Origin of the sequence: Aquimarina sp. AU119 (genome assembly GCF_900312735.1) — a bacterium.
In the GTDB taxonomy this organism is placed as follows: domain Bacteria; phylum Bacteroidota; class Bacteroidia; order Flavobacteriales; family Flavobacteriaceae; genus Aquimarina; species Aquimarina algiphila.
This window is the reverse complement of record NZ_OMPF01000016.1, coordinates 218,602-243,895: the sequence shown is the minus strand read 5'-3', so window position 1 is coordinate 243,895 and position 25,294 is coordinate 218,602. Positions and strand designations below refer to the sequence as shown.

The following is a 25,294-nucleotide window of genomic DNA, read 5'->3' as shown; positions in this document are numbered from 1 at the left end:
TTTTATATTTATACTCCAAAACGGTTGAAGTTAAGGGTTTTTATAAGACTTTTCTCTAATACTAGAAGGAATTTCTGTAGTTTTCCAAGGTGCAATCTTATCTATTTCATTTCTGTTATACAGATCTCCCAGAAAATCAAATTCATGATGGCGGTGTGTTTTTAAATATTTTAATTTTTTTTGCAACTTTAGTTTGGAAATACCCCATTCATTAGATAAATGCTCTAGAGAAGGTTCCATAAAAGAAATGTATGAAATCTCCATGAGTGTATGTTGTTTTTTATCTTTCAAGGCTTTGTTCTTCCATAAACTATCTTGCACAAGCTTTAATTTCTTATCAAACTTTTCTAAAGAATCATTAAAAGTAATATATGGTAAATATCCAGTAATATTTTCTTGATCATTAAATAAAGGCTGTATGTTTACTTCATGGCACCACATACATTTAGCAGGTTTTCCAGCTTTGGTATGCTTTGGATCGGCTGATTTTTTTAATCGCCCATTAATATCATAAATCCCAAATTTTATTTGTCCATTAGACATGATTTCCATAGTTTCATATTCTAATATTTTCTTAGTTACAGAATCAATCTCAAACGAAATAAAAGCCTGATCTAATTCTTTTGAGGAATTAGAATATTGAATAATCCGATCTACATGAGAAACACTAGAATTATTGATATACCCTTTTATACTATCAAATTGATATAATTCATAATAATCAGAGAGTTTTTGAGGCACATCTACTATTCTATAATAGTGATAAGGACTCCCAATTGTATAAGCCATAAACCTTCCTAAGTCGATGGAATTATTATGTTTATACTCTTCTGATTGTTTTAGTTTATAGGAAAGAGAAGCTAGAAAGTTTGAAGCTTGATTATTAAAACCTAATTCTTTAATGTTCAATGATATGATTGAATCATTATAAGTTAACCCTGGACTTATAGAATCATTAGCAATTGTAGATCCAAGATAGGATAAACACCATTGCAGACCGATTAAGTTTTTGTTTAAAGTATCATCAGAATAAGATTTGTTCCATTTTAAGTTAATCTGATAATCTTTTTTAGGAGAACAATTAAGAATAAAAAGACTTATAATGACTATAAAAAAACGGTTGAATCTAATCATAATATTACTTGAATTTATAATATTTCATTAATACCAGAGCTGCAACAGATTTAAACTTTAATTTATATCTTTCTATAATGTTTTGTTGATTTTTAAAATAATTAACCTCATTTACAATCCTTCGTACGGCAAAATCATAAAATTTACGATGATAAGTACGTTTAAAATCAATATCTCTATCTGTAGAAGTATTCCAATCAGGTTGTATAGTGATGTCGTTTTCTATTTCGGTATATAATGAAGTTCCTTTGATAGGGTACGCGACGGTAATTGTAAAATGCGTTGGATTTGCAACTTTAAGATGATGTATAGTTTCTGCTATATCTTTTTCATCTTCACCTGGATACCCTACCATTATGAATGTTCCTGTTTCTATACCCAGTTGATTCGTTTTTTGGATTGCTTCTCGCACTGTCTCAACTTTTACACGCCGATCCATAGCGTCAACAATTTTTTGCGAACCACTTTCTGCTCCAATCCATATACGGTAACATCCAGCTTCTTTTAATTGTTGTAATACATCATCGTTTAATCTTTCTGCACGAGTAATACATTCAAAAGGTATAATTGCATCTTGTTTGATTACTTCATCATGAAACTCTTTTAACCACTTATGACTCACTGTAAATACATCATCAACAAACCATACTGTGTCTGGATTGTATTGTTTTTTTAGCATAACCAACTCTTGCGCAACCAAGCTTGCTGGTCTTCTTCGATAACTTTGACCATACACCGCTGTACTGCACCATTTACAGGTATACGGACACCCTCTTTGTGTGCTTACCGTCATAGAACTCTTACCATGGTTATTTTTCCAGGTATCAAGGTATTGTTGCATGTTTATAGCACTACGGTTGGGTAAGGGGAGAGCAGAGAGGTCTTTCATTTTGATACGAGCAGATGTCTTTATAACATCACCTTTATCCAAATAGGCTATTCCAGAAATTTGATGTATATCTGTTTTATTTATAATGGCGTGATATAGTTCAAGTAAGGTTTCTTCACCTTCACCCAGAACCAAGTATTGTGCACCTGCTTTTAGATAATTCTCACAATTATAGGTGACATCTGGCCCACCTAATACAATTTTTGGAAAACCATATTTAGCTTCATTTTTCAAAATGTAGATGAGTTTAATAACATCAACTTTAGTCATTAAATTTGCATAAATGGCAATGACATCAGGTTTCTTAGAAGCAATAAAATGTAATTGGTCCTCTAACGAGCTAAAAGTAGTGTCAAAAACATAATTTTCTATATTGTGTTCTTGTAAATATCCAGAGAGATAGAGTTGACCTAAAGGAGGATAAGGTTTCATAATCCGATGTTCTTTCGGATCTGAGCTAAGGTAATATGCATGGGTCAGAATAATGCTCATTTGGATTGTAATGAGATTAGATAGTGATCACTATATTTTGATAAAAAAGAAAAATGTTTAACAATACGATCTGAACGATTTAATAGTCTCAACAACCCCAATTTTTTTTTGAAAAAAGGCTCTAAATAAGATGGGGGAATAAAAAAACCAATAGGCCTTACTTTGTTAACGCGAAAGTTATTTTTAGAAAACTTTCTTATGTTTTTCGGGTTATAGTACCAAGTCTTCACTAAGTTTCCATCAACATTTACAGCAATAGAATTTTTGGTATTTCGTCTAAAAACATTTTTGAAATTCCTTTTTAATATAAAGTATATATTTTCAAAAAGACAATTTTTGGGCATTATTACTCCAATAATTTTACCTTCAGGCTTTAATATTTTAGAAGCTGAATTAAAAAAAGTATGGAGTTGTATAGGGGAAAGACAGTTTAATCCTCCAAAATTAGAAAATATGAGGTCAAACGAATCATCAAAATGGGTTTCATTCAAAGCATTAATATCAAGTTGTCTAAATTCTAATTGGTTTTGGTTAGAACTAAGTTTGGTTTTGGCAATGGTTATCATTTGCGAAGAAATATCTGTCGCTAATATACGATGTCCTTTGTTGGCTAACCATATCGCATCATGACCGGTACCACAATTGATTTCTAATATATTAAGATTTTTATGCGTAGAAAGAGTCTTAGCTAATGAATAATAGACTAATTCTCTTTGGTATTTACCTATATGGCTATGTGTAAAGACATCATCATAGGCTATGGCCGCTATATCAAAAGCTTCATTCATTTAAATGTTCCATTCTTTTTAAAATTTGAAAATCTAAAAATGCACTTGGGAAATAATACACCAAATAGGTGATCCTTTTTAGAGCTTTTGAGGATAATTTATTAGGGCTTTTTACAATTTTTTTGATGAATTGAATTCCCTGACTTTTTCGATATTCTTTATGGACATAACGATGTAATTTTTTATAATATTTAGAATTATATGTACCACTAAACATCATGGCTAAATCATCAGAATCTGTCCAATTAGCTTTTAATTGAAGATCATCTTTTACTTTATCATAAAATTTGGTTCCAGGTAATGGATATGATACCGATACTCCAAGATCATCAGGAAGAAGCTCTTTAATCATTTTTATTGTCTTAGAAATATCATCTTTTGTTTCTCCGAGATAACCAAATTGAATAAAGAATGCTACTCTAACATTTTTATCTTTTAGTAATTTGGTTGCCGTGTAAATCTGTTCTACAGTAGTTCCTTTATCCATAGCGTCTAATATAGATTGAGAACCACTCTCAGCACCTACCCAAACCTCTTGTAAACCAGATTCGGCAAGAGCATCAATAGTGTCTTCTTTTAATAAAAGATCAACTCTACTTTGAATATAATAACGCAAGCTTGTATTTGTTTTTTTTAATTCGCGATTAAAATCCTGTACCCAACCAGGTTTAAGTCCAAAAATGTCATCACACATCCAAAAACGATATACATTATAGTGTTTTTGTAAAAATTGAATATGCTTTACAATATATTCGGGTGAATGAGAATTGTACCGATTCCCATAAATAGGTTTTGCACACCAGTTACATTTAAAAGGGCAACCTCTGGTTGTAGCAAGATTAAGAGTAAATTCTTTACCGCCAGAGTTCCAGATGTTTTTGTATGCATTAATGTCAACTAAATCCCAGGCAGGTAGTGGTAATTCGTCTAAATCCTTTAGTACTTGTCGCTTTGGGTTTGTGATAGTTTCTTCTCCTTCATCCTTGGCATATACAATACCTTTAATATTGTTGGTAGATTGATCAAGTTGTATGGATTTTACTAGTTCCAAAAGGGTAGCTTCTCCTTCTCCCTGAATGATATAATCTGCTCCATTAAATAGGTATTTGGTATAATGATCTGTAGCATCAGAGCTGTTAATGATTACAATGCATCCATGACTTTTCCCAATCCGTATCATTTCGAATGCAGCTTGACGCATTGTTGTCAAACACATTTTGGTTAAATAATTAAAACCATCATCATATAAGACAAGATACTTGGGTTTTTTTTCAGAAATCTCCTTTTCTATATCATAAGGATTATCTCTTAAATTAGTATCGAATAAATCAACGTTAAAACCGTTCTGCCTCATTAATGCAGCAGCATATATAGTGCCCAATGGAGGATAAGGAGTCTTATTTTTCCATTGTTTTTGATCCAAAGGATAATAGTACGAATGTGAAAACAAAATATCAAGCATGTTCTTCTTCTAATTCAATATTATATCTAGTATAAAATTCCTTATATTTTTGATTGAGTCTGGCGATAACTCTTTTTTGAAAGTTTTGAGGATGATGTTTAGATACTCCACTTGTTGATTTCATTGCAATCTCAAAATCTTCTTTATTTAAAGTGTTAAATTTTAAGTTCCATTTTTTTACAGTTAATTTTAAAAAAATGTTGTCTAATAGATCACCAATTCTTGTATTTAAAATAGACTCGATCATTTTAGCCAACCAGTTTTTTTTACTGTTTTCATAAAAAGGAGATTTCCCTATTTCCATATTCGGTAAAAAGGTTGATACCCATTGATTCTTACTATAAAACAATTCAAAATCACCAGATACTGGTATCAAGGTTAACAATTCGGTCGCAGTAAATATGTTTTTTTCTGTTATTTCTAAAGAGTCTTCTGCAATAAAATAGTTTACACAAAAGAATTTTCTTGAATTTAGTAAAAATATTTTTTTATATAGCATCAAAAGTGTTCGCGCAATCCATAGTTTTTTTGAGGTCGTAATTACAAAAAAGTCAACATCACTGTTTTTATCGTGGTAATTCTTGGATAAGGAACCAGAAATCCCCACTGCTTTAATAAAAGGAAATTTTGAAATAAACACCCCTTTTTTTATAGCCTTATCCATAACAGCTTTTGCCATATTATTTCCTGCTATTCTTCGGGAAATAGTTTTTGTATGATTATCAATACAATAAAAATTTTTATCACTAAAAATTACGCCTTTTTGTTCGAGGTATTTTAATTCATTATTTACTTCGTCTTGACTATGAGCTGCAGAAAACAAATAAACTTCCTCAGCAGAAAGGGGATACTTAAACAAGGAAAAGTATAACAGCGCTTTAACTGAGTTCATTGAGTTTGTGAATTTTGTCTAATTAAATTTATGATTTTTATAAATAAGAAATAGTGAAATGATTATAGTATAAATCAATTAAATCATAGGTGTTACCTATTTATTTGACAATAGTTATTTTTTCTGTAAATCAAAATTTAGCGAGACTAAAATATCTTTAGCAATCTTTTTACTTACAATACCAGGGATTTTGATGTTAAAATCTTCTGGTTTGGTTTTAAAAGAAGAAGATATCAAAATTGTATTGTCTTTTTTACTTAATTTGCCTGTTACAGATAAATCTTTTGATTTTCCATGTAGCGTTAATATCCCTTTAATTGAGTATTCCTCTTTTAGGTTGTTTTTATCAAAATCGATCAGTTTACCTTTAAATGTAGCTTTTGGATAATCATCAGACTCAACATAATTTTCATTAAAATGCTCTTCCATTAGTGCATTTTTAAATCTGAAACCTTTCATCAATGCTAAGGCAGCAAACTCACCATTGTCTGCATTTAAAATAGCAGTAACAGTACTATTTTTTGCTTTAACTTCTTCAAATGAAGGTACTGATGCTTCAAACTTAATAATTCCTTTCTTGGTAATGTACTTTTCTTGACTAACAACAAATGAAGTGGTCAATAATAGGATAAAAATGATTAAATTTTTCATTATCAGTTATATGTTTTATTAATTATTGTTCGAGTAAACCATCATCTCTCCATTGAATGATGATATCTATAGTAGATTGTGGTAATCTTGGTCCTCCAGAAGGCATTAAAAAGTTAATATCTTCTGAGGATACCCTACCAATTAGATTTCTATTTTCTGCAGCTTCTTTTACCTGTTCAAAGGTTAGTAATGGCATTGGAGCAAAGTTTATTGGAGGATCATTATGGCAAAGAATACAATTACTATCTATTATATTTTTTACATTGTCATCATATGTGACTAAATTTACAGGAGTAACATCGATTAAATCACTTTCACTATCGTTTTCGCAACTAATAGTAATTAATATAAAACCAATAATTATAAACTTCAGGATTGATATTCTCATGCTTAGATTAAGTGACGTTAGAGAGTTAGAAATTATATCAAAATTTGCAGATATCCAAAATTAAATCTAAATAAACAGATAATTTTTATATTTTTAATACAGGTTAATTATAAAAAGATTACCATGAAAAAACTATTGATAGCCATATTAGTTATTGCTTTAGCAGGTTTTATAGGATATAAATATATATACCAATCTCATAGAGATATACAAAGCGAAGAGGCCAATTTTACTGTAAATGCTACAGATATAGCAATAGAATTTTCAAAAAATCAAGACATTTCCTCCGAAAAATATTTAAATAAGACTATTATTGTAGAAGGAGAACTTACAGAAATCGAAGAGAATTCTATAATGCTCAATGAAGCAGTATATAGTTCATTTGATACCAATGTAGATCAATCAAAGTATACTCTTGGGATGCCTCTAAAGATTAAGGGTAGATGTATAGGGTATGATGAGCTCTTAGAAGTCATAAAATTGGATCAAACTTCAATACTAGAATAGTTTTTGTTATACTAATTTATAAAACCTCTCTTATGAAAAAAGTTTTAATACTTTTATTAGCAATGCCTTGTATGTTATTTGCTCAAGATGATTTACTTGATGAATTAGAATCTGATGTGCAAGAAGATAATTATGTTGAGGCTGCTTTTAAAGGATTAAAAATTGTAAATTTTGAAACGACCAAGTTAGTCAATAAAAGAAATCTGTTTTTTATTGTAGCGCATAGATTTGGAAGTGTAGAGAATGGTATAGATGACTTTTTTGGGTTGGATCAAGCGGTAACGCAACTAAAGTTTATTTATGGAGTTACTGACGCAATTAATGTAGGTATTGCCAGAAGTTCTTTCCAAAAAACTTATGGAGGACATATTAAATACAGGTTGATAAGACAGAAGAAAAATGGATTTCCGTTTACGATAGTTGGATACAACCTTGTTACGATAAATACAGCTTTAGAAGAGGATCTATTACCAAATTTGGAGTTTAATAATAGAGTGTCTTATACTTCCCAGATTTTAGTTTCTAAGAAAATAACTAAAAATCTATCATTAGAACTAGCGCCATCGTATTTACATGAAAATTATGTTAGATTTGATGATCAAGATAATTCTCAGTTTCTTGTAGGTATGGGTGGGAGATATAAATTAACCAAACGCTTCAGTCTAAATATAGATTATGGAGTACACCTAAACAGAAGTACAACATCTACATTCAAGAATCCACTATCCATAGGGTTTGATATCGAAACAGGAGGACATGTATTTCAACTTCATTTTACCAATGCACAGCCTATGTTTGAAAATGGATTCTTAGGCCAGGCTTCTGGAGACTGGGGTGATGGAGACTTTTTCTTTGGCTTTAATTTAAGTAGAGTTTTTGATTTATAAGCAATCTTAATTTTCTAAAAAACCATCGGCTTCCCAATCTAAAATAATATCAATAGTTGCTTGAGGTAGTCTTCCACTTGGTGGCATTACATTAGCGCCAGAAGATTGAACAAAAAGGACAAGATCTCTATTTACACCATCTATAGTTTCCTGAAAATTACGCATAGGAAAAGTAGCTCCTTCTGCCAATGGAATAGTATGACAACGTAGACATTGTCCATCTATGATGGCTTTTACATCGGCATCATATGTTGTTATTTTGTTTGGATTAGGATTTGTGTCTGGACCTCCATCAGGCATAGGCTCAGTATCATCACTACTACTGCAGTTAAAACAAAAGATAACAGTTAACAGTAGAAGAAACTTCTTAGAGATATTTTTCATAGCATGGGGTTTTTTGATAGGAAATATACAAAGTTTTTGATAATTAGTACATATAACGTAATGATCACCGTTTAATTATAAATTAATTTTTACATTATATTCTTTAAGTACTTCTATATGAGATTCTAGTTCAAACTCTGAAGCTTTAAAACGATTACGTCTAATAGTAGCATCTTCTTTGCGTATAATACTTCTTACAAAACGGCGTATAGCGGTCTTGTTTTCTAAAATTAGACCGGGAATTGGAACACTTTTTCCTGTATCATTTTTGGCTACCATCGTAAAATAACTAGAATTACAATGTTTCATTTTTCCAGTTTGTATGTTTTCTGATTCTACCCGAACACCAACAACCATTGATGTGTTTCCTACATGATTTACAGATGCTTTTAAAGTAACGAGTTCACCAACTTCAATTGGTTTTAAGAAATCTACTTTGTCTACACTCGCCGTAACACAATAGGTTTCTGAATGTTTAGAGGCACAAGCAAAAGCGATTTGATCCATTAGGGATAAAATATACCCTCCATGTATTTTTCCGCTAAAATTAGAATGGGAGGGAAGCATCAATTCAGAAATGACTACTCTGGATTCTATATTGGTTTTATATTTTTTCATGTTGTGTATAGCTATATGTTTTATAAATATTGTCGCTAATAATCTATAAACTTTTCAGGCCTTATGTCATTGCTTTTTACTTATTTCTAAAATGGGGTGATTCTTCTTCTTCGACCTCTATGACAAAATACTTTGTGTCTCCAAGCCAAGATACTTTAGCAAAGCGCTCTTTATACTTTAGTTTTACATACCTACCTTGAAATTTTTCAAGTTTTTCTATTACTTTTTTATCTTCAACAGAAAAACTAAATATTTGAGCACCAGAGATACCTTGACTAATTTCTCCTTCCCAAGTTTTAAAAACTATTCCTTTATTACTAAACTTAATAAGTTCACCACTTCGAGTTCCTTCACTGTATGAAGCATAATATATAAAGGCATACCATCCTGCAAAGAGAGTTATAATTATGATGATAATTACTGCAAGTGCCTTTTTCATTTTTTCATTTTTTTGTTAATTAAACTAATTAACCCTATTCCAAATATTATAAATCCAATACACAAAAATATATCTATAGCATAATATAACATATCGGCAGAAGAACCATAATCTCCTAAATATGCATACAAGTCAATAGCAAAAAGAGTTGAACATATTAAATTTATAATACTTCCAATACTCATTAAAATTGCATCTATAGAACCAGATTTTATGAGGTAGTAAATAGAAATTATTAAGATAAACAGTTGAGGGAAAATAATAATACCTCCTCTAATTAACGTTAATATTCCAGAAAATTCTTGATCCATTTTCACAATGCATTATAAATTTTAGTTACAAATTCATCAATTTGACTTGGCTCTAACCATCTTGTGACTATAACCAGATTTTGTTTTTTATCAATAACGATAAAATTACCTCCAAAACCAGCGGCATAATACAAATGTTCTGGTAATCCTTCCCAATGCCTGGCCCCCTTTTGATTTAGCCACCACATAAATCCATAATTCGGATTTGCTTTTGAGGGCTGAATCGCCTCATCTATCCATTGTTTTGATATTAATTCTTTGCCGTTCCATTGACCATTATTCAAAAATAAAAGCCCAAATCTAGCATGATCCAAAGTATTTATAAATAATCCTCCACCAGAGTGACCTCCACCGCTTACAGATTGCATTTTTAGTCCGTCAATGGTTACCCATGAATTGTCATACCCATACCATCTCCAGGTAGTAGAGGCACCAATAGGATCCATAATATTTTCTTTAAGTACTTGTGGTAAAGGTGTTCGCCAAACATTAAGTAAAGAGTAAGCCAGCAAATTAACTCGAACATCATTATATTCAAAAACTGTTCCTGGGTCATTAAGTTTTCTATATTTCCACTCATCTATACCACCGTCTCTTGGAGGACGATCAGCCCAATCATATCCTCCCCATAATTGCCCAGACCAATCTGAAGACTGTGTGAGTAGATGTCTCCAGGTAATTTTCTTGTTATGGTTACCATCAAAAGTGTGATCCCAAATATGTTTATATGTAAAATCATCTACAGAAGGAATTAGCTTATGATCTAACGCTAAACCAGCCATAGTAGATAAATAACTTTTGGTGACACTAAATGTCATATCTACTCTCTCAACATCACCCCATTTGGATATAATATATCCATCTTTAATAACTAATCCTGCGGGACCTCCTCTTTTTTTTGTTGGACCAAGGATTTTGTGATAAGGCTCACGCCGAAAACCTTTTACAATTGCTTCACGAAGGTCTTTTGAACCAGAATACTCATTATCCTTAGCATACTGCACAGCTTCCTGAAGTTTTTGATTATTAATTTTGAAATCAGAAGGACTTTTTTCTTGCCAATTTCCGCGCTCCGGGAAATACATTTGTTGCGCAGTGATACTCTGAAAATTACTCCCAAAAAGAAATAATAAGAAAAAGCTTTTTATAAGTATTGACCTCATAAAATTACTATTTGAGTTATTGTTTTGCTTTAATAAGTTTTTGGATCATCATGTATAAACCTATCAGAAATAATATAGATCCAATAAAAGAAATACCATTTACTCCTGCATTGATAATGGCATATATATCAAAGCCCCACAAATCCACGAATGTGTATAAAAATTGATGGAGAATCGCTACAATTAGAATAAGGATATTGCCTACTAGTATCAGAACTCCTTCTTTTGTAGATCCCACTTTACTATTATAATATATAGCAAGAATAATAAAAAGTATAATAGGGAAAATATAAAATATAGCTCCAGTGAACCTAAGTAAAATTTCAGAAAAATTTGATTCTATCATAATTTTAGTTTTTTGATAATAGTGATTTATTTTTAATAGTTTTTCTAATTAACAGAAAAAAGCCAATTGCAAAAAGGATGGATCCAAAAAAGGAAAGCCCATGTGATATATATACTAACGTTTCATAAGAATCTATTTGTTCAAAATGGCTTATATAAGAGCTTGCCATAAAAATTGAAACACTGCATAATAATGATATTATACTTCCTGCAGCCAATAGAATACCTTCTGTTTTTGATGTTACTTTATATAGATAATATAAACATAGTATCACTATGATTATTTGAGGTAAAGAGGTCAAAAAACTTATGAAAATGTTTGTTACAACCTTTATAATATCCGACTCCATGTATTCATTTTTTAGTTATCGTTTTCTTCAGTTGCTCTTTTAATAATTGCTTCTGGCAAAGATTTTTTGGCTTTAGCCCCCATTTTTTTAAGCTTCTCTACGCTTGTGATTAGATTTCCTCGACCGTCTACGAGTTTATTCATTGCAGCAGAGTAATCCTTCTTAGCATCGTCTATCTTCTTTCCAACTCCGGTAAGGTCTTTTACCAACCCTTCGAACTTATCATATAATGCTCCTGCTTGTCGGGCGATCTCAATGGCATTACGTTGTTGTTTTTCATTGTTCCACATGGTATCGATAGTACGCAATGTAGCTAGCAATGTAGAAGGAGTAACAATCACAATATTTTTTTCAAAAGCTTGATTATATAATTTATTGTCTTCGTTAATGGCAATAGCAAAAGCAGGCTCTATAGGTACAAAAAGTAAAACAAAATCAGGAGACTCTATGTCATATAAATCTTGGTAGTTTTTTTCTGAAAGCTGATCTACGTGACGCTTAAGGGCATTGATATGTTCTTTTAGATAATTCGCTTTTAGGTCATCATTATCTTCATTTACAAACCGTTCGTAAGCCGTAAGAGTTACTTTAGAATCGATAACCATTTTTTTATTATCGGGTAAATAAATAACTACATCGGGTAAAACTCGCTCTCCATTTTCTTTGGTAAAGCTTTGTTGAACAAAATATTCTCGATCTTTCTCAAGTCCGGATTTTTCTAAAACTCGTTCTAGTACCAATTCACCCCAATTTCCTTGCATTTTATTATCTCCTTTGAGTGCTTTGGTTAAGTTGGTAGCCTCTTTACTCATTTGTTCATTAAGATCTTTAAGTCCAAGAATCTGTTGTCGTAAAGCTGCGTGGTAATCTATACTCTCCTTGTGAGTTTGTTCTACTTTCTTCTCAAATGTATTGATCTTCTCCTGTAAAGGAGTAAGGATATTTTTAATATTCTCTTTATTCTGTTCTGTAAATTTATTTGACTTTTCGTCAAGAATCTTATTAGCAAGGTTTTCAAATTCTTTAGTGAATTTCTCCTGTAATTTTTCTACTTCGTCTTTTTGTTCTTGATTTTTAAGTTGAAGATTTTCAAATTCAGCATTACGACGAGTAAGCTCTGTATTCAGGAAATCTTTTTCTCTACGAATTTCTTCTCTTTCCTTACCGATTTCTGAAAGTTGATTTTCTGACGTTTTTTTATATTCCTCTAGCTGAAATTGCAATTGGTTTGCTCTTTCGCTAACTGTACTTTTTTCACTTCTGTTTTTTAACGAAGCAACATATTTACCAATAAAAAAACCTGTGATAATTGATATGATAATTACCCCAATGGCAATAATGATCGGTGTGTATTCTGACATGTAATTTTTTGTTTACCCAAAGATAAAGATAAGGAATCAAAATAATGATGGAAGTAAAGGTAAGTTTTTCTTCTTTTTGTTATGATTCATTCAGCTTATGGCGTTCTAGAATAGATAGATTTTTGACTACCAAATCATAAGAGTCATCTATCCATTTTTTAATTAATGAGTCTGGTACGGTATGATCCATCATAATTTTATTCCAGTGTTTTTTGTTCATATATGCAGGTGGTTGTACAGCCATATACGTTTCTCTAAGGTGTTCAACATCTTCTGGGTTACATTTTACACTGATAGCTTCAAAATTAGATATGTCAGTAGCAGTAAACATTTTCCCGAGTACTTTAAAGACTAATACATCAGGTAATTTCCCAAATGGAAATGATTCGGTTACTCCTTTTTTAGAAATACAATGCCCCCTATATTCTTCGATATTCATACTATAAAAATTGAAGTTATTAATTCCTGACCTTATATCTTCCTGATTTGGTGTCAAAAATGATTAAGTCTTCTGGAAATAGACCAGAAAATGCTCTTGCTTGAACTAGTTCTTTGGGTCTTCCAAATTCAAAACCATCTTGATTCATTACAATCATTTTATCACATAACTGTATAGCAAAGTCAATCTCATGTGTCGAGAAAAGAATTGTCTTTTTGGTTTCGAAAGCAAGGCGTTTTAATAATTTCAGAATATATGCCTTATGATAAATATCTAGATGAGTAGTGGGTTCATCTAACATGATAAAAGGAGTGTCTTGTGCTATTGCCCGAGCAATAAGTACTTTTTGTAATTGACCATCGCTTAGCTCAAAACATCTCTTTTCTATCAAATCATTGATATGTGTAACCTCTATCGCTTTACGTATTTTTTCTATATCTTCATCGGCCATTTTACCAACCCAATTGGTATAAGGTTGCCTGCCCAATGCCACTAATTCTTGTACCGTAAGGTTTTTTGAAGCAATTTGTTCTGTAAGTACAATACTTAATTGAGAAGCCAGTTCTATAGATTTATATGATGACAGATCCTTGTCAGATAACAATACTTTACCATGTAGAGGAGGCTGTACATGAGATAAAGTACGAAGTAAAGTGGATTTTCCAATCCCATTAGCGCCTACCAATCCTATAAGCTCTCCTTCATGTAACTTCAAGTTGATATCAGCTGCAACTACATTAAGTTCTTTTTTGGTTCGATATCCAATGGATAGGTTTTCCGTTTTAAGTACAATATTTAAGATTTCAGGATCGATAGATTTAAGGTTTAATACTTTTCTTTATCAAATATAGACAATAGAATTTTAAACACTTTTTTGATACTTTTTCTTTCTAATAAATGCAAATAATACCCCAAATAAAGCAAGAATACCTAATGGGACTATCATATTAATCACTTGCCATTTGGTCTTGTTTTTAATTACTTTTTCGATATCCAAAAATGAAATTCTTATTTCTTTACTTCTAATTTCAACGAGACCAGAATCGTCTAATAGATAATTTACTGTATTTAAAAGAAATTCTTTATTACCATAGTTCAAATTCATAGCAGGATCAAATCCGAGAGGCAAGGGCTGCCCTTTACGCACTTGATTTTTAATAATGTCTCCATCAGCGACCACCACCATCTTTGTAGGTTTACTATCATCTACATGAGATGCTATTTTATAAGGTTTTATCCTGCTTTTATATACAGATTTAAAACTTCCTTCTAAAAGTACAGCGAGATTTTGAGGTCCTTCTGTATAACTTGTGATATCTGGTTTTTTTCTTATAATATTTTCTAATCTGATTTCTTTTGGGACACCTTCAGTTTTTGATTTATCAGAACTTGTAAGTAGTATAGTTTTCTTAATATTGTTTTTCAAGGTATCTAATTGATTAGAAAAGTCAAATTTTACAGATTCTATGTTTTTTACAATAGGATGATTACTAGTGCTTTTGGTTAATGATCCATAAAACCAGGGATAGGGTGTAAATTGGGTTTCATTTCCTTGTCCTGATGCTAGTACCAATGGAGCAGAATATAAATCATTTACCAGAACAGGATTTATTCTTACACCATATGAGAATAAGGCATCTCCTAATCGTAAATCTTGCATAATTGCTACAGATGATCCCTCTGGATTCATCAGGCTATCAATTTCCATAGTGACAGATTCTGCAAGCCATAATGACTTACCACCATTCATAATAAATTGATCTAATACATATTTTTCTTTCTCAGAAAAAGCTATAGTAGGTTTGGCATTGATAATCATATCAAATTTTTGCAAGTCTTCTAATGTTTTTTCAGGACTTCCCGCAACCGAATCCAGAGTAAATGCACCGACAAAATAATAATTCTGTAAGGTTTTAATAAAATCTGCAATTTTGATATCTGGTAACTGACCATTACCTTTTAATACCGCTATTTTATACTTTTTTGGGTGAAGTAGTTTAGTTAGCCCATCTATAAATGCATATTCTAATTGTTGTATTGAACTGTTTACTCGTTCTTCGGTGGTTGCTCCAATCGTATTTTTGATCAAAGGAATTTTTACACTTTGATCTTTAAGGCTTATAAGTGCCCAGGGAACCACAGTTTCAATTTCAGTCTTTCCGCTCTCCTGTACGCTAACTTCCATAGGAGTTAACCCAAATCTTTGCAATTCTACAATAGTTTGAGAACGTAATTCTTCTTCTTCAAGGGGGTTCGTGAAAATGTATTGTATATTGGGATTTAAAACGTTAAACTCTTCTAATAATTGTTTTGTTTCTAATTGTAAACGCCTAAATTCTGAAGGGAAATCGCCCTCTAATAAGACTTCTATCAATATAGGAACATCTGCTTCTTCTATTATGTTTTTTGTAGCTTCAGAAAGAGTGAAACGCTGATCTTGAGTAAGATCAAAACGCTTATAGAATGTATTTCCTATTATACTTAATACAACAGCAAATATCAATGTAATACTTGCAGGTTTAATTTTTTGTTTTAAAGAGCTTTTTTTTAGAACTACAATAGTAAGTGCAATAAATATCAATATACAACTTAAGAAATAGAAGACATCTCTTGTATCAAGAATACCTTCACTCATACGTTCATAATGTAATTGCATTCCAAATTGCCCTAAGGTTATATTGGGAGATCCAAATAATGTGTAATTTGCTAATCCACTAAATCCGAAATAGAAAACAAAACATAGAAATAAACCGACTAAAAAAGAAACGATTTGATTGTTGGTAATTGAAGAAGAAAATATCCCAATTGCAGTATATGACGAACCTAGCAGAAGCAAAGCGATGTATGATCCCAATGTACTACCTATGTCAAGATTACCAATGGGTTTTCCGAGTTGATATATAGTAAGAATATATAATAATGTAGGAATAATAGCAATAAGGATTAAAGAGAGGCTTCCCAAATATTTCCCAACTACCAAATGCCATTTTTGTATGGGTTTGGTAAATAATACTTCAAGAGTACCTTGTTTTTTCTCCTCGGCAAAACTTCTCATTGTCACAGCCGGAATTAAGAATAGCAGTACCCATGGAGCAATTTGAAAAAAAGGAGATAGATTTGCAAATCCACTGTCAAGGATATTGAACTGTCCTTTGAATACCCATAAGAAAAGGCCATTAAGCGTCAAAAATATAGCAATAACAAGATATCCTACTGCAGAGGAAAAAAAAGTATTAATTTCTTTACGTATTAATGCAAACATATTTTTTTAATTTCTAGTCTTTAAACAATTTAGGAGTACTATTTGCAATCTAAAAAATTATGCATCTACGACACTCCAAGCTTCAGGTCTTTGATTGAATTTATTTTTGGTGTTTTTCCAAACTCCATTGAATAACGCAGAGTTTCTATAGTTATTGAGATGTTCTTCAGATTCCCAATGACTATACGTGAAAAATTGATTAGAATTCGTAATATCTTGTAGCAGTTTTAAGTGACTGCAACCTTCAAAATTTCGAATTTTATCCTTGTTTTGCTCAAAGACTTCTAAAAAAGCATCAATTTGATCGGGGATAAATCCCATTTTTACAATTCGTATTATCATTTTTTAAGTTTCAAAAGTAGTGACATAGAATACTAGTACTACGATTCATGTTTTTTTAGATTAGAGTCATTCAAAACTAATACTGACTGTATCCCTATAGTATAATCCAAATAGACTAGAAGCCCCACCAACGGTTTTAGGATTACTCTTATAAATTGCTAATTCTAAATATCCAGAAGAATTAAAGACAGCTAGTTTTTTACCATCTTCTTCGCGTTTGCCTTTTTCGATATCAAAATTGATAGCATCACTGTATCGTTCATATACATTTTCAAATACAGCTGTACGAGCAGTAATTTTAAACTTCCTTCCTTTACCTATTTCTTCAAATAGTTTTCGGGTAATATTGGTTACCAGATTTCCATAATTGTCAATATAAATAATACTTCCAACAATTTGAGTACCTCCAACATTTACAATAGGGGTCATTCCTTTGATGGTTTTAATTTCAGTTATTGTTTTTCCAATAACTTCAAGTGTACCTCCTCGGGCAATGTGGCAAGCTACGTTTACAAAAACATCTAATACAGGGAAATTTGAAGCAATAGCATCATGAATATTTATCTCTACCACTTTTTCAGGATTAAACTCTGATGTAATCAAACAAACGAGTCCGTTATTAGCACATATAAAATAATGATCATCTAATTTTACTGCAATATGTTTATTTTCGGGATTAAGCTCGCTATCTATTCCAACAATATGTATACTACCTTTTGGAAAGCTTTTATAAGCGTTCTGTATTATATATGCAGCTTCTGTGATATGAAATGGAGAGATTTCATGAGATATATCAACAACTCTGGCTTCCGGCAATTCTGTATAAATAGCACCTTTTACAGCAGACACAAAATGATCTTTGATTCCGAAATCTGTAGTTAAGGTGATAATTGGCATGTACAAGAATTGTTAATATCTTTTGGCTGTAAGCGTTTAAAAATATGTAAATTTGTTATGAAGTTACTCAAAGTTTTTCTTTGGACTACAAAATGATGATAAAACCATCGTATTTACTGCTTTTTGATCACTTCATTGATTGTGATACTTTAAGCATTTTGCTTCGTTTTAATTTTTTATTTTGCTTTCCCGACAAAACTTAAACAACTTTAGCAAACTTAGTCAATCCTAAAAAAAAATCATACTAAAATCCACATAGCTTTTGAACGAACTTATAATTGAACTTACAGAAATTAATCCGAGAGAGTTTTTCGGACTTCAGAATAGCAATATTCAGTTATTAAAAAAATACTTCCCTAAGTTAAAAATTGTTGCGAGAGGTAGTAAAATGAAAGTATATGGAGATGAGGATTTACTCGAAGAGTTTGATTTACGTCTTAACATGCTACTGGAACATTTTGGAAAATATAATAAATTAGATGAAAATGTAATTGAACGGATATTGACCAGTGATAGTAAAGCTGATTATGAGACATCTGCAAATAGTGGAGAAACGTTATTGCACGGAGTTGGAGGAAAGTTAATCAAAGCACAAACAGCTAATCAACGTAAACTTGTTGAATCATCTAATAAAAATGATATGGTTTTTGCCATAGGACCTGCAGGTACTGGAAAAACATATACAGGTGTTGCGTTGGCAGTTAAAGCATTAAAAGAAAAGCAAGTAAAACGAATTATACTTACTCGCCCTGCTGTAGAAGCAGGAGAAAACCTGGGTTTTTTACCAGGAGATCTAAAAGAAAAACTAGATCCTTATATGCAACCACTATATGATGCGTTAAGGGATATGATTCCTAGTGAAAAGTTAGATAGCTTTATAGAAAAAGGAGTCATTCAGATTGCACCAATGGCATTTATGAGAGGAAGAACCTTAGATAATGCTTTTGTTATTCTTGATGAAGCACAAAATACAACACATGCTCAGATGAAAATGTTCTTAACCCGTATGGGTAAGAATGCTAAATTTATTATCACAGGAGATCCTGGGCAGATAGATCTGCCAAGAAGAGTAACTTCTGGGCTTAAAGAGGCATTATTAGTACTAAAAAATATTCAAGGGATTGGTATGATTTATCTTGATGACAAAGATGTGATTCGCCATAGACTTGTTAAAAAGGTAATTGCTGCATATAAGGATATAGAAAATAGAAATGGATAAATATTTTAGGCTTTAATTCGATTAGGATTAAAACTTAAAACATGAAATTAACTAATGAATACAATAGTAGATACAAACTATAATTTCCCAAATCAAAAGTCTGTTTATAAGGGAAAAGTGAGAGAAGTATATAGTATAAATGATGAGCTTTTGGTTATGATTGCTACTGATCGCTTATCAGCATTTGATGTGGTAATGCCCAGAGGTATTCCTTTCAAAGGTCAAATACTCAATCAGATTGCTACCAAAATGATGAAGGCTACTGAAGATTTGGTGCCGAACTGGCTAATTGCTACTCCAGACCCAAATGTTGCTGTTGGTCATCTTTGTTCACCTTTTAAAGTAGAAATGGTGATTCGAGGATATCTTTCTGGTCATGCTGCACGCGAATATAAGGCCGGAAAAAGAATGTTATGTGGAGTTGATATGCCCGAAGGAATGAAAGAGAATGATAAATTTCCAGAACCAATTATTACTCCTTCGACCAAAGCAGATAATGGAGAACATGATGAAGATATCTCTAGAGAAGAGATACTATCAAAAGGAATAGTTTCTGAAGAAGATTATGTGATTCTTGAAGAATACACACGCAAACTTTTTCAACGAGGATCAGAAATAGCAACAGAGCGTGGATTAATTTTGGTGGATACCAAATATGAATTTGGAAAAACAAAAGAAGGAGAAATTGTTTTGATAGACGAAATACATACTCCGGATTCTTCTAGATATTTTTATGCCGAAGGATATGAAGAAAGACAGCAAAAAGGAGAGTCACAAAAGCAATTATCAAAAGAGTTTGTAAGACAATGGTTGATTAGTAATGGTTTTCAAGGTAAAGAAGGTCAGCAGATACCAGAAATGACTGATGAATATATTCATTCGGTTTCTGAACGTTATATTGAATTATATGAAAATATCACAGGCATTCCTTTTGAAAAAGGAGATGTTACCTATATAGAGCAGCGTATAGAAAAGAACGTATTAGCATATTTATAAGTTTATTCTTTTTTCTGCTTTTAAAATTTAAAAGAAAGCTGATCTTTTTTATAAGAGATCAGCTTTTTATTTCTACAAAAAATAAAGAATTAATCAAGGATAAAAATACATATTAATTCTGCGCAATGAGGACCATAGTCAGAGCATAATCCAGTCCTTGGATCAATACATTGTTTTCTACCCTCCATTAATAGATATTTGTTGTTTTCTGTTTAGTTTTTCAATACTATTAAGGTTTATTTTTTTTACCTTATACAGGTTTTAAAAGTTAGTATTCTTTTAAAGATATATGAAGAGTTTTGTTTTTTGATACGGTATTAACTCAATTAACAGTATGATATACAATATATAACTATTAGAATATTCGAAATGATATAATAAAACTTTCCATTTCTTAGTATGAAAAAGTTGTATTCAAAAATAAAAAAAGCTAATCAAATATTAATATTTTGATTTCCTGGGGTAAAAAATGATTAGTTGTACAATGATTCCAATAAAAATCAAAAAAGTGATTTCTACTTTTAAGAGTACTTTATCTATACTAAGTAATTTTTGATTCATTCTTGGAAGTTGTAATTGTGCATTATCTTTGAACTTAATATTTGCCAGAGCATCTATATTTTCTAGTATAAGATCAATGATAATGTTCATTTCTGAATGTACTTTTTTTACAGTTTCATGTGTCTTACCCGCAATGGATTCTTCTAGATCCAGTAACCTGATATATTTTTTTTCTAAATTATTAAAATGTAGCGATTCCTTTGTTGTTAGTGTCGTGGCTCTAAAGTCGGTTAACAATTGTTTAATTGTTATACTTTCCCCGAAATTATTAGAAAATGTAGTATTAGTATTTAACTGTAATCGTTTTAGGTTGAAAAGATGATTCAGTTTATACACATAGTGTTGAGTAATTACATGATCTTTATATGATGAGTCTAAAGAGCTTAGTACCATTGATAAGTGTCTTTGATTTAGCCAATTAGTTGTAAGAACCAAGATTACTACCAAAAATATTGCTTTAATCAGACGAAAATTAAAAAATAAGACTGATTTTATCGCTATAATTTTTTTGTATATTTTTATTATACTATTCATTGAAACTGCAACATAAGGTAGGTTTTCAATACGCTTCGCAAGTATTTAATTTTATTTTTTATGTCCTGGTTCATAAATTAATCTTAAAAATGTACTGAATCTTTCATTCTTTCTACTTATCGGAATACCTGTCACTATTCCGATCAATAAGTCGTTCGCTATTCCAACTCGCATTTGTGGTCTTATCGTCATATCAAAGTCTAACTCATTCACATTTTTATTGAACTCAATACCAATGAAATTTCTGGTACCACTTATCATATAATGTACATTGGAGTTTATTTGCCAATTTGTATCAATAACACCATTAGAAAAATGGTGGATAAATTGAGGTCCGGTATATAGTAATGTATGAAAATTTTGCCCCCATCTCTTTGCAACGATATAAAATGGATTATAGACATTACCTGTAAATAGTGTTTTCTTTCCGTAGTTGTCGAACTCGGTCATCTCAAACTCATGGATATATCCAATGGCCATAGAAGTATTAAGCTTTTCTGATACAAAAAAAGAATATTGTGCTGCAAGTTTTAAACTGTTTAGGTTGCTGGAAGGTGCGTTTCCGTTTTGGGATGATGGATAAATGGAAAAAGGCAGCTCAACTTCCAAACCCAGTCTATCTATAGGGGCCCATTCATATTCTACTAAGGCTTCATATTCATCATATACGTTTCTATCGGTAATACCAAATCCAACGTTCCATTCTTTTTCACCTTTTCTTGCGCCCAAATCTCTTATTAAATCAATATATAGGGGTTCGGCATGAAAATTTTTAATGGGCTCCTTTTTTTCGATTTCTTGTATATAAATACTATCCTTGGTTTGTTTTCCTGATTCTTGCGCCTTGACTTTTGCCAATGCGAATAATGTAAAAATAATTGTAAGTCTCATTTTTAATTTATGATTGCTGAAATGAAGTTTATTAATAACTTTTTACGGTCATTTTATGTGAGTTATACAGGAAGATTAATCTGTAGCTATTTTGCTGTGATTTTTTGCAACTCAATTTTTAAAATAGATTTTTACTATTTCGATAAAATACCTACTACATCTAAGTTAAGAAAACCCTTTTTTAGGAGAAAAAAAATGACCTCATATTAACCTTATTTAATACTGCTTAGCCCAATCTTCCTCTTCCTTTGTAAGATTTATTTGATATACTTTAGGCACATTTTTTAAAATAAAATACAAGGGGTCAAATGTAGAATTATGCGAAAAATCCAAATCTCCTTTTTGAGGTACTACTGCAATTTGTATTTGGTGTTCATCTCTAAAGTTGTTAAAAGCGTATGAATTGACCCCAATGAATAACTCTATTAGAATTGAATTAATGTTTATATAATATCTATTAACAAGTTTGTTTTTTGCTTTAGAAAATTCCTCACTATTAAGTTCAGCTATAATTTCTTTCGAAGAGAACCTGTAAAGATCACCCTCCCAAACAGGTAATCGATATGGATATACCAGTATAAGATTAACTATTTCTTTAGGGTATAGATTAAAAGCGTATTCTGCTAATTTTAATGATTTGATGCTAAAGTCTGTAGGAATCAATATTTTTTTCATAATGCTCGTATTTTATTTTGATTACAATAGTAATCTCGAGACATTAAAAAAAGATAAGAATGAGATTGGAATGAGATTAAAATTTTAACGAGCTATCGTTAACCCTTGATCAACATTAGGTAATTGTACTAAGACTTGTGTTCCTTGTCCTATTTCTGAATGAATTTTTAGCTCTCCACCGTGAAGATGTATTATTTTATGGGATAGGGGAAGTCCAAAACCAAACCCTTCATAAGCCCTTGCATTCGAGCCTCGGTAAAAGGGTTCAAAAATATTTTTAACATCATCTTTGGGTATGCCGATACCTTTATCCTTTATAGAGATGAGAATTGAATTCTCCTTTGCCTTAAGACTAAGGTCAACTTTTGCATTTTTTGAATATTTCAATGCATTGTCTAAAATATTTAGTAAAGCTACCTTTATAAGGTCGTGGTTTCCTTGAAAAATGAGCTTATCAGGATTTTTGGGCAAAAATTGAAAATCACAATTTATTTTGTTTGAAATGGAAGTGTCAAAACTTGTTTTTAATTCGGTTATAAGTTCATCAGCTCGTATATGTTCAATAATCAAACCTTTTGAATCAGATTCGGTATGGGCCAGTTCAAGAAGAGCATTGATAAGCTCATTAAGTCGTAAAGCTTCTTTTTCAATGGTTTGAAGTGTAACAATATATTCTTGTTTCGTTCTAGTACTGTTAAGTGCAATCTCTGATTGACCAATGATAGCCGTTAAAGGATTCTTGAGTTCATGTGAGGCATTATGTATAAAACTGCTTTTCATTTCAAAAGAAGTTTCGAGCCTATCCAACATATTGTTGAATGTTCTAGATAGTTCGCCTAATTCATCTTTTTTATGTCCGTTGGCCAATCGCAGGTGAAGATTTTTTGCCCTTATTCTGTTTACCTGATTTGTGATATCAGAAATAGGCTTTAAAACTTCCTTTGCATAATAGCGCCCAATTACCAAAAGTATGATCAAACTCAATACATATCCAGTTAACAGTGTTCTTAAGAGATTTTGCATTTTTGCAGATCCGTAAAGATCTTCTGCAGAAAGTACTACAATAAAATCTCCCTGATTATCCTTATAAAGAATAGCCGTATAATGTTTTTTCTCTATTTTGGCCTCTGCATATCCAGAGGCAAAGACTTCATCAAAGAATTCCATTTTTAATAAGGGTTCGGGAGATGAAACCAAAGTTTTTCGAACCATATCGACTTTCAAAATATCTTCTTTCTCGTTGGGTAAGGTTTGTAAATGTTTTTTACGGATATCTTCGTATATATTTGTACTTAATTCATCTTCTTCTAAATACGTCTGTGCCGCAATTGATGCCCTTTGCTTTAATCTAAGATAAAATTCATTTTCTGTATAATGTTTTACAGAAAAATAGATAAATAAAAATATTGACAGCAGTAATAAGGCAGTGAGCAATACAAACATTAATGTTATTTTATTTCTAATCTTCATTGTCAGCAGGCTCACGCAAAGTATATCCCATACCGATTACTGTATGGATTAGTTTTGGTTTACAATCCTTATCTATTTTGTTTCTAAGGTAATTGACATAAACGTCAACGACATTGGTTCCAGGATTAAAGCTAATATCCCATACATTTTCAAGGATATCGATACGGCTCAAAACCCTATTCTTGTTTTTTAATAAAAACTCGAGTAAACGGAATTCTGTGGAGGTTAATTTGATTTCATCGCCAGATCTTTTTACTATTTTGGCGTCTTTGTCAAGTTCTAGGTCGAGTATAGTTAATTTTTGATTTATGACAATTGAAGATTCATGTCGTCTTGACAATGCTCGGATACGGGCCAATAGTTCTTTAAATTTAAAAGGTTTTACCAGATAGTCGTCGGCTCCTGAATCTAGACCTTTGACTATATTTTCGGTTGTTCCTAGTGCTGTGAGCATTATAATGGGTAGATTTTTATAACCAAGTTCCCTGATTTTTTCAGCTATTAAAATCCCGCTCATACCTGGTAAAATAACATCAAGAATAAGCAAATCTATTTCTTTCTGTCTTAACAGTTCCAAACCTTGTAGACTCTCATAAGCTAAAAAAACTTCATATCCCGATTCACACAATCCTTGCTTAATAAAAGCAGCTACATTCTGTTCATCTTCTATAACCAATATTCGTTTGACCATGTGTGTGCCCGATAGTATTTGGAATAGTATGGGTTTTAAAATCATAAAGCTAAAAATTAAGCCTCAGGGTTCATTGCGAATGAGATTAGAATAGTATTAGAATTTTAAAACAGTATCCGTATGATTTTTAATACAACATACTGAATTATCCTTTTAATTAGAATCTACCTTTAAGGTTTATAATATTTTTTAACATAACATAGGTTAATAGTTATTATTCCTTTAAAGATATATGTAAAGCTTTGTTTTTTGATAT

General features: G+C 31.3%; 28 protein-coding genes. 4 read left to right on the top strand and 24 right to left on the bottom strand.

The window, feature by feature from the left end; genetic code table 11:
- Positions 1-30: 30 nt before the first annotated feature.
- The 7 genes from DK442_RS15845 to DK442_RS15815 form a co-directional block, all read right to left on the bottom strand.
- Positions 31-1,134, bottom strand: coding sequence for a hypothetical protein (locus DK442_RS15845; RefSeq protein ID WP_109436871.1), 1,104 nt, complete (start codon positions 1,132-1,134; stop codon positions 31-33).
- Positions 1,135-1,138: 4 nt separating this feature from the next.
- Entirely contained in the window at positions 1,139-2,455 is a 1,317-nt protein-coding gene (locus DK442_RS15840) for a B12-binding domain-containing radical SAM protein (RefSeq protein WP_235010974.1), read from the bottom strand.
- A 56-nt stretch (positions 2,456-2,511) separates the two neighbouring features.
- Entirely contained in the window at positions 2,512-3,303 is a 792-nt protein-coding gene (locus DK442_RS15835) for a class I SAM-dependent methyltransferase (protein ID WP_109436869.1), read from the bottom strand.
- Entirely contained in the window at positions 3,296-4,765 is a 1,470-nt protein-coding gene (locus tag DK442_RS15830; protein WP_109436868.1) for a radical SAM protein, read from the bottom strand. The genes DK442_RS15835 and DK442_RS15830 overlap by 8 nt, the downstream gene beginning before the upstream one ends.
- The gene (locus DK442_RS15825; protein WP_109436867.1) at positions 4,758-5,657 is read right to left on the bottom strand and encodes a nucleotidyltransferase domain-containing protein; all 900 of its coding nucleotides are present in this window, start codon (positions 5,655-5,657) and stop codon (positions 4,758-4,760) included. The genes DK442_RS15830 and DK442_RS15825 overlap by 8 nt, the downstream gene beginning before the upstream one ends.
- Before the next feature lie 114 nt (positions 5,658-5,771).
- Entirely contained in the window at positions 5,772-6,308 is a 537-nt protein-coding gene (locus tag DK442_RS15820; RefSeq protein ID WP_109436866.1) for a YceI family protein, read from the bottom strand.
- Positions 6,309-6,330: 22 nt separating this feature from the next.
- Positions 6,331-6,696 carry a hypothetical protein gene (locus DK442_RS15815; protein ID WP_109436865.1) on the bottom strand — a complete coding sequence of 122 codons (366 nt, stop codon included), beginning with the start codon at positions 6,694-6,696 and terminating at the stop codon, positions 6,331-6,333.
- Between the two features lie 123 nt (positions 6,697-6,819).
- On the opposite strand from DK442_RS15815, the gene DK442_RS15810 reads away from it, so the two are divergent.
- On the top strand, positions 6,820-7,203 hold the full coding sequence (locus tag DK442_RS15810; protein WP_109436864.1) for a hypothetical protein: 384 nt from the start codon (positions 6,820-6,822) through the stop codon (positions 7,201-7,203).
- A 32-nt stretch (positions 7,204-7,235) separates the two neighbouring features.
- Positions 7,236-8,090 (top strand): DUF5777 family beta-barrel protein, encoded by an 855-nt coding sequence (locus tag DK442_RS15805; RefSeq protein ID WP_109436863.1) that lies wholly within the window; start codon positions 7,236-7,238, stop codon positions 8,088-8,090.
- A 6-nt stretch (positions 8,091-8,096) separates the two neighbouring features.
- On the opposite strand, the gene DK442_RS15800 is transcribed toward DK442_RS15805, so the two are convergent.
- From DK442_RS15800 to DK442_RS15745, 12 genes are all read right to left on the bottom strand, one after another.
- Positions 8,097-8,474 (bottom strand): hypothetical protein, encoded by a 378-nt coding sequence (locus DK442_RS15800; protein WP_109436862.1) that lies wholly within the window; start codon positions 8,472-8,474, stop codon positions 8,097-8,099.
- Positions 8,475-8,549: 75 nt separating this feature from the next.
- Positions 8,550-9,092: an acyl-CoA thioesterase gene (locus DK442_RS15795; RefSeq protein ID WP_109436861.1), complete on the bottom strand. Its 543-nt coding sequence runs from the start codon at positions 9,090-9,092 to the stop codon at positions 8,550-8,552.
- A gap of 76 nt (positions 9,093-9,168) precedes the next feature.
- Complete coding sequence (locus tag DK442_RS15790) at positions 9,169-9,531, bottom strand: 6-phosphogluconate dehydrogenase (protein WP_109436860.1); 363 nt, start codon at positions 9,529-9,531, stop codon at positions 9,169-9,171.
- Entirely contained in the window at positions 9,528-9,842 is a 315-nt protein-coding gene (locus DK442_RS15785) for a hypothetical protein (RefSeq protein ID WP_109436859.1), read from the bottom strand. Before DK442_RS15785 ends, DK442_RS15790 begins: the two co-directional genes overlap by 4 nt.
- 2 nt (positions 9,843-9,844) lie before the next feature.
- Positions 9,845-11,005 (bottom strand): serine hydrolase, encoded by a 1,161-nt coding sequence (locus DK442_RS15780; protein ID WP_109436858.1) that lies wholly within the window; start codon positions 11,003-11,005, stop codon positions 9,845-9,847.
- Positions 11,006-11,021: 16 nt separating this feature from the next.
- The gene (locus tag DK442_RS15775; RefSeq protein ID WP_109436857.1) at positions 11,022-11,351 is read right to left on the bottom strand and encodes a hypothetical protein; all 330 of its coding nucleotides are present in this window, start codon (positions 11,349-11,351) and stop codon (positions 11,022-11,024) included.
- A gap of 360 nt (positions 11,352-11,711) precedes the next feature.
- Positions 11,712-13,061: a DNA recombination protein RmuC gene (gene rmuC, locus DK442_RS15770; protein ID WP_109436856.1), complete on the bottom strand. Its 1,350-nt coding sequence runs from the start codon at positions 13,059-13,061 to the stop codon at positions 11,712-11,714.
- Between the two features lie 79 nt (positions 13,062-13,140).
- Positions 13,141-13,500, bottom strand: a complete 360-nt coding sequence (locus DK442_RS15765) for an MmcQ/YjbR family DNA-binding protein (RefSeq protein WP_109436855.1) — start codon at positions 13,498-13,500, stop codon at positions 13,141-13,143.
- Between the two features lie 19 nt (positions 13,501-13,519).
- Complete coding sequence (locus tag DK442_RS15760) at positions 13,520-14,215, bottom strand: ABC transporter ATP-binding protein (protein ID WP_333967990.1); 696 nt, start codon at positions 14,213-14,215, stop codon at positions 13,520-13,522.
- A 147-nt stretch (positions 14,216-14,362) separates the two neighbouring features.
- The gene (gldG, locus tag DK442_RS15755) at positions 14,363-16,762 is read right to left on the bottom strand and encodes a gliding motility-associated ABC transporter substrate-binding protein GldG (protein WP_109436853.1); all 2,400 of its coding nucleotides are present in this window, start codon (positions 16,760-16,762) and stop codon (positions 14,363-14,365) included.
- A gap of 57 nt (positions 16,763-16,819) precedes the next feature.
- Positions 16,820-17,104 carry a putative quinol monooxygenase gene (locus tag DK442_RS15750; RefSeq protein ID WP_109436852.1) on the bottom strand — a complete coding sequence of 95 codons (285 nt, stop codon included), beginning with the start codon at positions 17,102-17,104 and terminating at the stop codon, positions 16,820-16,822.
- A 66-nt stretch (positions 17,105-17,170) separates the two neighbouring features.
- The gene (locus DK442_RS15745) at positions 17,171-18,001 is read right to left on the bottom strand and encodes an S-adenosyl-l-methionine hydroxide adenosyltransferase family protein (RefSeq protein WP_109436851.1); all 831 of its coding nucleotides are present in this window, start codon (positions 17,999-18,001) and stop codon (positions 17,171-17,173) included.
- Between the two features lie 262 nt (positions 18,002-18,263).
- Between DK442_RS15745 and DK442_RS15740 the strand changes: the two genes are divergently transcribed.
- Together DK442_RS15740 and DK442_RS15735 are read left to right on the top strand one after the other, a co-directional pair.
- Positions 18,264-19,220 carry a PhoH family protein gene (locus DK442_RS15740; protein ID WP_109436850.1) on the top strand — a complete coding sequence of 319 codons (957 nt, stop codon included), beginning with the start codon at positions 18,264-18,266 and terminating at the stop codon, positions 19,218-19,220.
- Between the two features lie 54 nt (positions 19,221-19,274).
- The gene (locus DK442_RS15735) at positions 19,275-20,216 is read left to right on the top strand and encodes a phosphoribosylaminoimidazolesuccinocarboxamide synthase (RefSeq protein ID WP_109436849.1); all 942 of its coding nucleotides are present in this window, start codon (positions 19,275-19,277) and stop codon (positions 20,214-20,216) included.
- 441 nt (positions 20,217-20,657) lie between these two features.
- On the opposite strand, the gene DK442_RS15730 is transcribed toward DK442_RS15735, so the two are convergent.
- The 5 genes from DK442_RS15730 to DK442_RS15710 all read right to left on the bottom strand — a co-directional run bounded on the left by DK442_RS15730 (position 20,658) and on the right by DK442_RS15710 (position 25,038).
- Positions 20,658-21,170 (bottom strand): hypothetical protein, encoded by a 513-nt coding sequence (locus DK442_RS15730; RefSeq protein WP_143915437.1) that lies wholly within the window; start codon positions 21,168-21,170, stop codon positions 20,658-20,660.
- 192 nt (positions 21,171-21,362) lie between these two features.
- A complete protein-coding gene (locus DK442_RS15725) occupies positions 21,363-22,202 on the bottom strand; it encodes an HAEPLYID family protein (protein ID WP_109436847.1) in 840 nt (279 codons plus the stop codon).
- Between the two features lie 216 nt (positions 22,203-22,418).
- Positions 22,419-22,877: a hypothetical protein gene (locus DK442_RS15720; protein WP_109436846.1), complete on the bottom strand. Its 459-nt coding sequence runs from the start codon at positions 22,875-22,877 to the stop codon at positions 22,419-22,421.
- Between the two features lie 84 nt (positions 22,878-22,961).
- Positions 22,962-24,347: a HAMP domain-containing sensor histidine kinase gene (locus DK442_RS15715; RefSeq protein ID WP_109436845.1), complete on the bottom strand. Its 1,386-nt coding sequence runs from the start codon at positions 24,345-24,347 to the stop codon at positions 22,962-22,964.
- A complete protein-coding gene (locus DK442_RS15710; RefSeq protein ID WP_109437013.1) occupies positions 24,337-25,038 on the bottom strand; it encodes a response regulator transcription factor in 702 nt (233 codons plus the stop codon). Before DK442_RS15710 ends, DK442_RS15715 begins: the two co-directional genes overlap by 11 nt.
- Between the last annotated feature and the right edge of the window lie 256 nt (positions 25,039-25,294).

Coding starts and splice junctions, on each gene's coding strand:
- DK442_RS15835 (WP_109436869.1), bottom strand. CDS start 3,303: ATGAATGAAGCTTTTGATATAGCGGCCATAGCCTATGATGATGTCTTT.
- DK442_RS15825 (WP_109436867.1), bottom strand. CDS start 5,657: ATGAACTCAGTTAAAGCGCTGTTATACTTTTCCTTGTTTAAGTATCCC.
- DK442_RS15840 (WP_235010974.1), bottom strand. CDS start 2,455: ATGAAACCTTATCCTCCTTTAGGTCAACTCTATCTCTCTGGATATTTA.
- DK442_RS15725 (WP_109436847.1), bottom strand. CDS start 22,202: ATGAGACTTACAATTATTTTTACATTATTCGCATTGGCAAAAGTCAAG.
- DK442_RS15805 (WP_109436863.1), top strand. CDS start 7,236: ATGAAAAAAGTTTTAATACTTTTATTAGCAATGCCTTGTATGTTATTT.
- DK442_RS15845 (WP_109436871.1), bottom strand. CDS start 1,134: ATGATTAGATTCAACCGTTTTTTTATAGTCATTATAAGTCTTTTTATT.
- DK442_RS15790 (WP_109436860.1), bottom strand. CDS start 9,531: ATGAAAAAGGCACTTGCAGTAATTATCATCATAATTATAACTCTCTTT.
- DK442_RS15830 (WP_109436868.1), bottom strand. CDS start 4,765: ATGCTTGATATTTTGTTTTCACATTCGTACTATTATCCTTTGGATCAA.
- DK442_RS15765 (WP_109436855.1), bottom strand. CDS start 13,500: ATGAATATCGAAGAATATAGGGGGCATTGTATTTCTAAAAAAGGAGTA.
- DK442_RS15795 (WP_109436861.1), bottom strand. CDS start 9,092: ATGAAAAAATATAAAACCAATATAGAATCCAGAGTAGTCATTTCTGAA.
- DK442_RS15820 (WP_109436866.1), bottom strand. CDS start 6,308: ATGAAAAATTTAATCATTTTTATCCTATTATTGACCACTTCATTTGTT.
- DK442_RS15800 (WP_109436862.1), bottom strand. CDS start 8,474: ATGAAAAATATCTCTAAGAAGTTTCTTCTACTGTTAACTGTTATCTTT.
- DK442_RS15785 (WP_109436859.1), bottom strand. CDS start 9,842: ATGGATCAAGAATTTTCTGGAATATTAACGTTAATTAGAGGAGGTATT.
- DK442_RS15745 (WP_109436851.1), bottom strand. CDS start 18,001: ATGCCAATTATCACCTTAACTACAGATTTCGGAATCAAAGATCATTTT.
- DK442_RS15710 (WP_109437013.1), bottom strand. CDS start 25,038: ATGGTCAAACGAATATTGGTTATAGAAGATGAACAGAATGTAGCTGCT.
- gldG (WP_109436853.1), bottom strand. CDS start 16,762: ATGTTTGCATTAATACGTAAAGAAATTAATACTTTTTTTTCCTCTGCA.
- DK442_RS15780 (WP_109436858.1), bottom strand. CDS start 11,005: ATGAGGTCAATACTTATAAAAAGCTTTTTCTTATTATTTCTTTTTGGG.
- DK442_RS15810 (WP_109436864.1), top strand. CDS start 6,820: ATGAAAAAACTATTGATAGCCATATTAGTTATTGCTTTAGCAGGTTTT.
- rmuC (WP_109436856.1), bottom strand. CDS start 13,061: ATGTCAGAATACACACCGATCATTATTGCCATTGGGGTAATTATCATA.
- DK442_RS15730 (WP_143915437.1), bottom strand. CDS start 21,170: ATGGTACTAAGCTCTTTAGACTCATCATATAAAGATCATGTAATTACT.
- DK442_RS15715 (WP_109436845.1), bottom strand. CDS start 24,347: ATGAAGATTAGAAATAAAATAACATTAATGTTTGTATTGCTCACTGCC.
- DK442_RS15750 (WP_109436852.1), bottom strand. CDS start 17,104: ATGATAATACGAATTGTAAAAATGGGATTTATCCCCGATCAAATTGAT.
- DK442_RS15720 (WP_109436846.1), bottom strand. CDS start 22,877: ATGAAAAAAATATTGATTCCTACAGACTTTAGCATCAAATCATTAAAA.
- DK442_RS15735 (WP_109436849.1), top strand. CDS start 19,275: ATGAATACAATAGTAGATACAAACTATAATTTCCCAAATCAAAAGTCT.
- DK442_RS15815 (WP_109436865.1), bottom strand. CDS start 6,696: ATGAGAATATCAATCCTGAAGTTTATAATTATTGGTTTTATATTAATT.
- DK442_RS15775 (WP_109436857.1), bottom strand. CDS start 11,351: ATGATAGAATCAAATTTTTCTGAAATTTTACTTAGGTTCACTGGAGCT.